7 protein-coding genes and 2 pseudogenes are annotated in these 10,515 nt (G+C 59.9%); 3 read left to right on the forward strand and 6 right to left on the reverse strand.

Features of this window, described 5'->3' with window-relative positions:
• Nucleotides 1-97: 97 nt before the first annotated feature.
• The 3 genes and pseudogenes from V5B40_RS15530 to V5B40_RS15540 all read left to right on the forward strand — a co-directional run.
• Nucleotides 98-865, forward strand: a pseudogene (locus V5B40_RS15530) (site-specific DNA-methyltransferase); the annotation flags it as partial.
• Nucleotides 866-1,040: 175 nt separating this feature from the next.
• A pseudogene (locus tag V5B40_RS15535) lies at nucleotides 1,041-2,451 on the forward strand (ATP-binding protein).
• Nucleotides 2,452-2,470: 19 nt separating this feature from the next.
• Nucleotides 2,471-2,626 carry a hypothetical protein gene (locus V5B40_RS15540; protein WP_332355517.1) on the forward strand — a complete coding sequence of 52 codons (156 nt, stop codon included), beginning with the start codon at nucleotides 2,471-2,473 and terminating at the stop codon, nucleotides 2,624-2,626.
• A gap of 125 nt (nucleotides 2,627-2,751) precedes the next feature.
• Here the strand turns inward: V5B40_RS15540 and V5B40_RS15545 are convergent, their stop codons facing one another.
• The 6 genes from V5B40_RS15545 to V5B40_RS15570 form a co-directional block, all read right to left on the reverse strand.
• Nucleotides 2,752-4,914 (reverse strand): DEAD/DEAH box helicase, encoded by a 2,163-nt coding sequence (locus V5B40_RS15545; protein WP_332355322.1) that lies wholly within the window; start codon nucleotides 4,912-4,914, stop codon nucleotides 2,752-2,754.
• Between the two features lie 42 nt (nucleotides 4,915-4,956).
• A complete protein-coding gene (gene brxD, locus V5B40_RS15550; RefSeq protein WP_332355323.1) occupies nucleotides 4,957-6,267 on the reverse strand; it encodes a BREX system ATP-binding protein BrxD in 1,311 nt (436 codons plus the stop codon).
• Nucleotides 6,268-6,651: 384 nt separating this feature from the next.
• Nucleotides 6,652-7,074: a hypothetical protein gene (locus V5B40_RS15555; RefSeq protein ID WP_332355324.1), complete on the reverse strand. Its 423-nt coding sequence runs from the start codon at nucleotides 7,072-7,074 to the stop codon at nucleotides 6,652-6,654.
• A gap of 30 nt (nucleotides 7,075-7,104) precedes the next feature.
• Nucleotides 7,105-7,521, reverse strand: coding sequence for a hypothetical protein (locus tag V5B40_RS15560; protein ID WP_332355325.1), 417 nt, complete (start codon nucleotides 7,519-7,521; stop codon nucleotides 7,105-7,107).
• Nucleotides 7,522-7,799: 278 nt separating this feature from the next.
• Complete coding sequence (locus tag V5B40_RS15565) at nucleotides 7,800-9,998, reverse strand: sugar phosphate nucleotidyltransferase (RefSeq protein WP_332355326.1); 2,199 nt, start codon at nucleotides 9,996-9,998, stop codon at nucleotides 7,800-7,802.
• Nucleotides 9,999-10,165: 167 nt separating this feature from the next.
• Complete coding sequence (locus V5B40_RS15570) at nucleotides 10,166-10,510, reverse strand: transcriptional regulator (RefSeq protein WP_332355327.1); 345 nt, start codon at nucleotides 10,508-10,510, stop codon at nucleotides 10,166-10,168.
• Between the last annotated feature and the right edge of the window lie 5 nt (nucleotides 10,511-10,515).

The following is a 10,515-nucleotide window of genomic DNA, read 5'->3' on the forward strand; positions in this document are numbered from 1 at the left end:
CCTACGCCAAATGGTTATGTTGCCGGCTACGTCAGTGGCTGAAGCGCTCACGGGGTTCTCCGGTCGTTCGGGCACATAACGCCGAGAGGCACATAACCTCGACAACCTCAAGACCGCCGGCGTGCAGCAGGCGCACAAGGAGGGCCGGATCGGTTTCACCGCCCTCACCCCCTGGCCCGGCGATCTGGTCTGCGCCGAAGGCCGCTACCTGGAAGGCAGCGCCGAAACCGGCAGCGACAAGCGCGCGGCGATCTTCATCGGCCCCGAGTTCGGCACCGTCCAGCGCGCCGACCTCGTCGCCGCCGCGCGCGAAGCCGGCGATGGCGGCTTCGACGTGCTGATCGCCTGCGCCTTCAACTACGAGGCGCACGCCACCGACTTCAGCAAGCTCGGCCGTATCCCGGTACTCAAGGCGCGCATGAACGCCGACCTGCACATGGCCGAGGACCTCAAGAACACCGGCCAGGGCAACCTTTTCGTGATCTTCGGCGAGCCGGACATCACGCTGCTCAGAGACAACGAAAATTCGCCCGACGGCAAGCTGCGACTGAAAATAAACGGCGTCGACGTCTTCAAGCCGCAGACCGGCGAAGTGGTCAGCGACGGCGCCGACGGCATCGCCTGCTGGTTCATCGACACCGACTACAACGAAGAGAGCTTCTTCGTCCGCCACGCCTACTTCCTCGGCGCCAACGACCCCTACAAGGCCCTGAAGACAACCCTCAAGGCCGAGATCGACCCGGAGGCCTGGGCGACCTTGAACAGCGACACCTCGCGGCCGTTCGAGAAGCCGAAATCCGGGCGCATCGCGGTGAAGGTGATCAATCATCTGGGGGACGAAGTGATGAAGGTGTTCAGGGCCTAGCTTTGCTGCCATGCCCTCTGGACTTCTCGTGAACAGCTCTTTCTATCTATTATTCAATAGTTTGCTGCGGTTCTTCGGTTAAGGTAAAAACTTTTATATTAAGGCGCGCAACGCATTCGACATGACTGACATGGCTCCATGGTCGTTCTATGGCCGCCGCTCCGAGCTGCAACAGATGCAGCGCATTCTCGAGCGGCGGCGGTGGTTCTTCCTGCAGATTTCCGGACGACGGCGTATCGGCAAGACCGCGCGGATCCAGGAGGCGCTGCGCGCAGCCGCTATCGACAGAACGCTCTACATTCAAATCCCGGATTCCGACCCTGCAGGTGTCGTAGCCGCCTGCAACGGCTATCTGGAGACGTTCGGTATCGACGCGCGGGTTTCCAGCCTCGGTGAACTGGCACAACTGATCGGGCGGCTGGCCAGCGCCGGTTACGTGGTGGCGCTCGATGAGTTCCAATATTTCCACCGCAAACAATTGGCCGACTTCTGTTCGCTGCTGCAAGCGGAAGTCGATCGCCTTGCTGCGCGTGCGGCCGAGGTCGTCGGCGGCCTGATCGTGCTCGGCTCGCTGCACGCAGAAATGACCGCTGTGCTCGAGGACCGGGACGCTCCGCTGTTCAACCGCAGCACCGATACCATCGAGTTGGGGCATCTCGACATCGCCTCGGTGCTCGAGATCCTGCGCGTCCACGCCAACGATGACCCTTCACGGCTGCTGTTTCTGTGGAATCTGTTCGAGGGTGTACCCAAGTTTTACCGCGACGCCTACGAGCAGGGGGCGCTGAACGCGGAGCGCCGACCCTTGCTGCGCAGCCTCTTTTTCTCCAGTTCCTCGCCCTTGCGCAACGAAGCGGACAACTGGTTTCTGCGCGAACTGCGCGGACGCTACGACATGGTGTTGCAGTACCTGGCCAGACATCCGGGCTGCACCAACGCCGACATCGAAGCGACGATGGTCGAGCTTTCCGGTCCCGGCGAGGTACGCCAGGTCGGGGGCTATCTGAAGGTTCTCAGCGAACGCTACCGCATGATCGAGCGGCGCCTGCCGATCTTCTCGCCGGCGCGGGCACGCAGCGGCCGCTACTACATCCGCGACAACTTCCTGCGCGCCTGGCTGTCGGCCTTGCAGCGACCTGTTTCGGCGGTCGCTTTTTTGGCCTATCGACGTCCTGATCGACCAGGCCGATGGGCGTCTAACCGACGTCGAGGGCTACGCGCTGGAAGACCTCGCGGGCCAGCTATACGAGGAGCGCAGCCGCCTGGGTATTGGCGACTTCGCGCTCAGCGAGCGCATCCGTGGTTATTGGGATCGCTCCGACGTCGAAATCGACCTCGTGGCGGTGAACGAAGACGAACAACGAATTCGCTTCGGCACCTGCAAGCGCAACCCCGAACGTCTGATTGGCTCGGCAGATGCGCTGAAGACGGGCGCCGACCGCTTCCTTGCCGTGCATCCGAAGTTCAAAGGGTGGACCAGCGAGTATGTGGCCATCGCCCCCGACATTGGCGAGAGCGTCAGGGCGGCATTGCAGGAGCGCGACGTATTGCCACAGAGCCTCGTCGACCTGACGGCCGGACTGTAACCGAGGCAGGGAAGCAGACATGGAATTCCGCATCGCAGATACGTTCACCGACAGCCTGGCGCGCCTGACCGGCGACGAACAGAAGGGCTGTGAAAACGACGGCGTTCGACTTGCAGATCAACCCGACCAACCTCGGCATGGGTTTCCACAAACTGGAGCGGGCGAAGGTCGCTGATGCCCTCTCGCACAGGTAAGCTCGGACTCGCCTGCGGCAGGGGCGGCCGCGGTCATGGCCATTCTCCTGATCATGCTGGTGAAAGCCCCACGCTAGTGCCCTTAATGAAAAGGCGCGCAAGCGACTCACGAAACTCCCTTCTCCCCTCGCGGGAGAAGGGTCAGGGGAAGAGGGGGACGGTCATGACTTTCATCATCCGGGGTATCTCGACTGTCATGACCGTTACCCACGCCACCGAGCGCTCCTGACACGAGTCGCTGCAGATTCGCTTCATCGAGCGAGCGACCTAGAACAACTGCGGCCACCAAGTCAGAGGGAAGACAAGCAGCGAACTTCAACTGGGCGCGCGCCGCCAGGCTGGCGCCATACGCTGCTATTGCCACAGGCTCAATTCGACCCTGCATGAGCTTCATTACCGGGACCCCGATGCCTGTCTCCAGCCACAGATCATCCACCCGTATGCTTCCAAGCTCAGCGAGTCTCAGCGCCAATGCCCTATTGACTGCACCGCCGGCAAATGTCCACCAACGCTGCCGTCCGGACGGCAGCTGCTCCAGCAGGAGCGATCCCTGGCGCTCTGGCGCGGAGATCAGCTCACGGACTTCATCGAGTTGCCGAATGCCCCGCTTCGACAGGCCCAACTCCACATCGCCTTCCTTCAACAACACCCGGCGCATGGCCTGACAGACCTCGAAACCCAGGCAGCGAGACGTCCCGAGCCAGCGCGATTTGCCCTTCTCGTCGCTCGGCTCCACCCACACCGTGCGCCTGGACCACTCAACTGAAATCACTTTCCAGCTTCGGCCGCCAAGCAGCAGGACCGTCGGGCCGTGCTGCTGAACCGCCAGCGGATCGACATGACCCAGCTCGCTGGAACCGTGGCGTGCCGCTAGCGTCATCGGGCTCGCAAACGCCGCCAGCAGGTCAAGGAAATGAGCGCGCCCGAACAGCTTCTCGCCTTCAGGCCCCATCGACGCAAGGCCGCTACTGACGAACAGGATGCCCTTGGCCGCCATGAAAGCAAACACCGTCGCTACCGTTTCCCGATCGAGTTCGGGGAACTGAGTTCGCGCCACGCCGACCACTTCGTGCGCCGGTAGGCCCGGGTATTCGAGCACCAGCGCCATCATCTGCTGCGCCACCATGTGCCACGGTAGCGGCGGCGGTTTGATGTGCTCGACATACTTCTCGCACCACAGCGTGGTGATCGCGCAAGCCAGCAGGAAAGCCTCGTCCGTGGTTGTCAGGAACAGGGTGTTGCGGCGGCTGCCGGCACGCCGGCCGCTGCGCCCCATGCGTTGCAGGAACGAGGAAACCGTGCCCGGGGAGTCGATCTGAATCACGTAGTCCAGGTCACCGACATCGATCCCCAACTCCAGCGTGCTGGTGGCGACGATCACGCAGTCCTGCGCTTCGGCGAACGCGGTCTCGGCAAGCCTTCGCTCGGACGCACTCAAGGACGAATGCGACACGAAGGTACGGGTGTTCAGGCCACGCAGCGCCACCCCCAGTTCTTCCACCCTGGCGCGGCTGTCACAGAAAACCAGACGTTTCGAGCCACGGTGCAAGCGTGCGATCACCGTCGCCGCATTGGCCATCGAGCCGACATGATCGATGCTGACATCGGCGTCCGTGCTGACCGACGACGAGCCGACGACCTGGCGCTCACCTGCTCCGGCAAACCAGTCCAGCAGTTCATCCGGGTTGCCCACCGTCGCCGACAGGCCGATCCTCTGCATCGGCTGCCTGGCGTAAGCCTCGATCCGTTTGATCACTGCGCGCAGGTGCCAGCCGCGGTCGTCACCGGCAAAGGCATGCAATTCATCGACGATCACGACGCGAACACCGCCGAACCATGAGGCTCGATCCAGTTTCGTCGAAATCAGCATCCCTTCGAGGGACTCCGGTGTGGTCAGCAGGATATCCGGCGCCGAGCGCCTGGCCCGTGCTTTGCTTCCTTGCCCGACGTCCCCGTGCCACACCTGCACCGTCCTGCCGACGAAGCCGGCATAGCCGGACAAGCGTGACTCCAGGTTGTTGAGCAGCGCCTTGATCGGGCACACGTACAGAACGCTGGTCCCCGGCCACTCCTCGCTCGCCATGCACGACAGCACGGGAAGGATTGCCGCCTCGGTCTTGCCCCCGGCCGTCGGCGCGAGGATCAGGCAATGCTGGCCTTCGAGGATCGGCGCTACCGCCTCGGCCTGCGTCGAGCGCAGGCCGGCCCAGCGCAGCGAGTTGACGATGTGGTACTGCAACGCCCCGTGCAAACGCTCAAAGGCTTCCACGCTCACTGATTGCCGCCCAGAGCGCCCGGAGCGCCCAGCTGCTTACAACTCGATGTCATCGACCGAGCTGACGCCCACGGACGCACGTTCCTGCGCGGTCATCTCGTTCTCAGAGATGGTCAGCGCATAGTGCTTGCGGGGGTCGAAATCCTCGAACTGATCGACACGATCCATCACGTCGGCAACCAGCTTCTTCAGGAACAACCTCGGAGACACGCCGACCCTGCCGCCAAGGTTCCCTGTAACAGCCTTGGCCAGGGATTCGACGTAAGCGTCGTCCACCAGAGCATGGACCCGATCGCCGGCAACGGCACCTTCGGCATAGATGTCGCGCACTTTGCATCCCACTTCGAGCAGCGAATCGTGCCCGAAAGCTGGCAGGCGCACCTGCACTGCGCGTGGGTTGTCGAAGCGCGAGTCGGTACCGAAATCGACGTGCAGTCGTTGTGCCAGCGGGGCGAGGCGCTGAACGCCTTGAGCCCCCTCATAGAAGGCCCGGGTTCCGGTGATCAGGAGATATAGCCCTGGAAAACGACCGGCGTCGATCTCGTCGATCCACTGCCGCAAGGCATTCAAGCCCCGCTCGCGGGTATCGGCGCGCATGCGTTGCAGGGTCTCGACTTCGTCCAATACCAGCAGCAGGCCGCCATAGCCCGAGTCGCGCAGCATGGTCAGCAAGCCGGACAGGAAATTGGTCGCGCCGAAGTGATCGATATCGCCCTTCACACCAGCCGAGCGCCGAATCGATGCCGCGACGTTGGGCTGGCCGCTGAGCCAGGCCATCAGCCCATCGGCCGTGGCCTTGTCGCCGGCCTGTAGCGCGCGGCGGTAGGCGCGAAGCGTGGCTGAAAAAGCCGGCGCCACCCTGCTCACGCCGGCCAACCTCGCTTCCATCAGTGCCTCGGTCCTGGCGAGCAAGCTCACCTCGTCCGTCGGGTCGAGGCTGCTGTCTTCCAGCACGTCGCGCTCCAGCGCGTAGAACCAGCCATCGACGATGCCCCGGAACGCGCCTTCGCCGCTGTCCGCCGTGGCAATGCGTTCGACCAAGCGGCGGTATACCGTCTCCAGGCGATGCAGCGGCGTCTCGGTTTCCGAGATTTGCACCTCGCTGGTCGCGAGACCGCGCGATCGGGCTCGTTCCTGCAGCCAACGGCCAAAAAAAGTCTTGCCCGAGCCGTACTCGCCGCGGATAGCTTTGAACGCCCCGCGTCCGGACGCCACGGCGCCTAACTCTTCATCGAGTGTTCCCTGCAGGCGGCCATAGCCCACGGCCAGCGCATCCAGCCCAGCTTTGGGCACTGTTCCTCGCCTCAAGGCCTCGATGACCTCGGCTCGGCGCTGCGGGCTGATCACTTGTAAACTCTCATTGCCTACTTGATCCCGAACCGACTCGTGGAAGCGGCGCAAAGCTGCCAATAATGATGCAAACTCGACCCGGGGTTCGGACGAGTACTGCTGAAGCGATGTTTCCTTGGCTTGTGAAGGACCGCGTCCGACCCATAGCCGACCGCCAGCGCCGGAGAAAGCAGACGTTCAACCTGAAAGCTCAGGCGACGAACGCGGCTTTATGCGGTTGGTCGCCTGGAGCGACGGGTTAGCGAAGTAATCGGGCCACCGGCCGAAAACCGCCCCGAAGTCACTCCGCGTGGCATACATAGAATCAAGCACTTAGCTGAAGTGACTTAGGAGCCGCCTTGCCTCGAATGGCGATCTCTGCCCTCTGGTCTACGCCGACCACTACGGCCTGCTCTTTAGCGCCGCACCGACATCAGTTGTAAACCCCTTCGAGCGGAGGGGATCGCCCTGCAACTTGCCCGTCTCCAGGTTCCAAACACCTATCCATGTGTATGTGCCATCGTGCCCGTAGTGATATGCGGCGGCGAATCTCTTTGAGTCCTCACTGAAAGCGCCAGCCTTTACGTCGTTAGGCGTCTTAAACTGAGCGAACGTCGTCACGATAACCCTCCCAGATGGGACCTCCTTTACCTCGTAATGAACGTCCTTTGGATCGGATGATGGCACGGCCCTTGCCTCGAATTTTCCGTTGGGGGATCTAATCGACTGCGCACTAGTAGCATCTGCCCATCCGATTAGAGCAAGGGAATAGGCCACGCTAAGCAGCGTATTTATGGCAGTGCTCGGACGTCGAGTTGAAAACATTGATGAATCCTTTCGTATGAATATGACTCACTATTTTCCACAATGCTGGTCCGCCTCCTTGAGGTAAGAAACAGCGCCAACGTGCTCGCCAACACGCATCAGTTGATCGGCTTGTCGAAGAAGCGCGATACAGGTAGGATTATTTCTCCGGGGTCCGGGTATCGGGATATTTTCCAACAGATCCTCGGTAGCGTGTGGTCCAACCGGAACTCCGGAGTGCTTGTCGAGAATTTTTATCGCCCATTCGCGGAGATGTTTTGTTTGATCTGTCGGGGCCTCCCGCAGAATACCAACGGCCAACTCGACGAACTTACCCTGTATTTCGCGTTCTTTAATCGCGTTTGAATAGACGCTTCCCACAATTGCGACCGCTACAGGCGTTAATAAGGCAGCTACGGCGAAGGCCGTACGTTCGTATCCTGTTCGCGCATTTTCTTCTCCACTCACCAATTTCTCCACTTGATATCTATCAGAGGGTAAGGTCGGTTCCCAAACAATAGTCCTTTCAGGCCGTGTCGTCCAGTACGAGCTTGACCCAAGAGCAAGTAGCGACCCTATCACCTCATGAGCCAAGTCAGATGTCGATTAGCTACGGTTCCCATTCCGTGGCCACGTCCCGAGATTGCGGTGAAGACGGCTAACGGTCTGACGATAACTCGTAAGCATGCGACCGAAGGGATGGAGGGAGCATGATTGTCGAGTTCATCGTTAAGTTAGATCAGTCCCTAGCCGACAATCGCCTCAAGCTTCTCCAGTAGAAAGTTAACCGATGTCGTGGTGAAGAGGAATGGCAGCGCTGTCTCAAACTGCTCGAATCGACCGTCGCGTCGATCACCGACGGCAAGAATTCTGGCCACTTCTCGCTGTGACTTCTGAAGGACGGATCTGAGGCCGTCAACTTGGCCGGTGCGTACTTCACGCCCGTATTTGATGAGATCTTCGGCCGTAAGTACAAAGGGAATACGATGGTACCCGTCACCGTCGGCGATCCCGCGGAGCCGCCCTATTTGCATTGTTGACACGGTCGGGAAAACTTTGGTGGTTTGAACCCCGGTAATGTTGCCCCAGCGGATTATTCTAAACTCGAGGGTGTGATTTTCTTCGTCTGGGATCACCGCAAAGCCATCTCTGGAATAGACCTTTCGTTCAACCTTTTCACCTATTGAGTTTTCACGATTGAGGAATGTCTCCAACTTCCAGCAGAAATTCGGGGTTATTTGGGACAGGTGAACCGGTTCGGTCAGGCGCTCGACAGATCCGGATAGATCGATGTCCTTGAGGTTAATCCCAGGGATTTGTAGTCGACTCTTCCGCACTACAGCGAGCACTGCCAAGCGTGCGGCTTTCTCGTCATCTGAGTCATCGATCAAGCAGAATACTTTCGCTAAACCATCCGCTCCTACACCATAGAAGATGAACTCCTCACGCATTTCGTCCAGGCAAACCTGCTGAACGTCGAGCGAATCCACGCGTCCGGCAGGCGTGGTTACCCGTCTGCGGTCTACGTTTGAAGCGATGTCCTTTTCAAGAAAGGGGACAAGCGCTCGATTCGCGCTCAGCATCTGACCTTGTTGTGCGCCATGGGAGTCAAAAAGAAAAACGCCAGCTGAGAGTAGGAGCGGAGACTCAAGGTCCTTCCTGGGCATTCTCTCGCGCCCCTCGAGCGCGGCGCGAATACGCTCCCACTGCTCTGTCGCGTTCGTCGCTTGGGCAGCAATTTCTTGCACTGTCTTCAGTTTCCGTCCGTCTGGTCGCAACGAACAAAGCATATCGTCGGAGGAGTGCCATATTCGAATGGTCCGCGTTTCAGGGTCGATCTCCAATCGACGCACGAGGAGGAAACTGTTGTCATCTAACTGCCCTGTTTCCCGTGCAACCGTGAGATCCTCAACGGTTTCCAGACGCCCAGAGTGCGTGTGCCAAAAACTGGCGATTCTTAGGTCTGCCGGATCACCGATGTCAAACCAGCGCCCCTGTACTCTGCGAGCTTTCACGCCCGCGGTACGAGGCATACCCATCGTTGTTGCGCGTGACGTTGCACCCGCGAGCCATTCCATGAAGAAACCGGGCGCACCGAGGCGCTTCTGCCGGTCGTCAGATGATTGGCTGCGCACGAAGGTCACGTACTCGGAAAGGAGCGCAAAGTGCTTCCTTGGGAAACAGTACAAGGCCACCGATGCCTTGGTATCCTTTGGACCAGGATCTGATGGTTTTTCAGCGTATGCCGTCATCCATTCGGTAGCTCCGTCCATTTCGGTGGTGATGCACCCAAACTTGTCCCGAATCTTTGCGGGATCACCCAAGTCCTTGTAGGCGTTCACCGAAGCGTCCGGAGTGCACAGCGCGAAATACTGCCCGAGGTCTTCCTCTGGCAGGAAATTATCGGCCGCTGCGACCAGTACGCGTGAGGAGGATCGTAGCAAGGAGGGTCCGGCCTCGTTGAGTAGCAATGCGAGACCCGCTACGGCGCCCTCCGGCCGTCCCTTTTTTTTAAAGATCTCCTTGAGATCGTCGCTCACGGGAAGGTCTTCCTCGAATACGAGGTCGATCCGGTCTCTTTGCTCCCAGAACCACGTTTTTTCCCATAATTCAAAGTCAGCCTTAAGGTTGAGCAGCACTGATTCCGGGTGATACAGGGTTTCCGGAAGGTGTTGCTTTTTCGTGAGCAAGATATAGATCTTGCTCACGGTATGATCGCCATCCAGCTTAAGCAAGCTCCGAACGAGGAAGTTGATAATCGGCTCATCGGATATGGTAAGAAGGGGCTTTGGGCGTCCTCGACCAGACTGGCGTAGCCGCGTCCCTTTGCCTCCTGCAAGTAGTATCGCGACGTTCGACGCCACGAGGAGGTCAGTACTTACGTGGGCCGCCGCTTCCTTCGAGCGCGGGGAGGGGTCTTGCATGCCCTGCGTTGGGTTCGCCATGATGAGACTCCTTCATTGTCTGTTCAACGCGACGTAGGGGCATAGCATACACCCGGATAGGGTCAGTGCCTGCTTTGGGTAAAGTTCTTCAGCGTCAGCTCCTAGCCGGCAGGGGACAAAGCGCCAGATCTTTCATTTCTTGCCGCAAGCGTTAACGTTCTCGACAGTCACGCCGCCGTCAGAATGAAATCTACATGCACCGCATCGTAAGGAAAACGGAACCCTGCTTCGTCTCGCTCGATCAGCCCCGCGGCCAGCAAGGTGTGCACGTCGGTATGCACACCACGCACGTCGCGTGCCACGCGCCGTGCAATTTCCCGCAATGGGAGCGGACCCGCAGCCGTCATTACCTTGAGGATGTCCCAACGCAGCGGCGTCAGCGTGCGCCATAGCGCCCGCTCATCGACAAAGCCGATAAAAGGGGCCGTGCGCTCACCGGTGGTCATTGCGCGCATGAAGCGAGCATTGATGTCTTCGCGCGACGCAACGCCGATGGTTACGGTGTTTGTCATGTCAC

The sequence above is a fragment of the Candidatus Accumulibacter meliphilus genome (genome assembly GCF_036625345.1).
Lineage (GTDB): Bacteria > Pseudomonadota > Gammaproteobacteria > Burkholderiales > Rhodocyclaceae > Accumulibacter > Accumulibacter meliphilus.

Excerpts from the sequence above, each read along its gene's own strand:
- V5B40_RS15540 (WP_332355517.1), top strand. The coding sequence starts at position 2,471 with ATGGAATTCCGCATCGCAGATACGTTCACCGACAGCCTGGCGCGCCTG.
- V5B40_RS15555 (WP_332355324.1), bottom strand. The coding sequence starts at position 7,074 with ATGTTTTCAACTCGACGTCCGAGCACTGCCATAAATACGCTGCTTAGC.
- V5B40_RS15565 (WP_332355326.1), bottom strand. The coding sequence starts at position 9,998 with ATGGCGAACCCAACGCAGGGCATGCAAGACCCCTCCCCGCGCTCGAAG.
- V5B40_RS15570 (WP_332355327.1), bottom strand. The coding sequence starts at position 10,510 with ATGACAAACACCGTAACCATCGGCGTTGCGTCGCGCGAAGACATCAAT.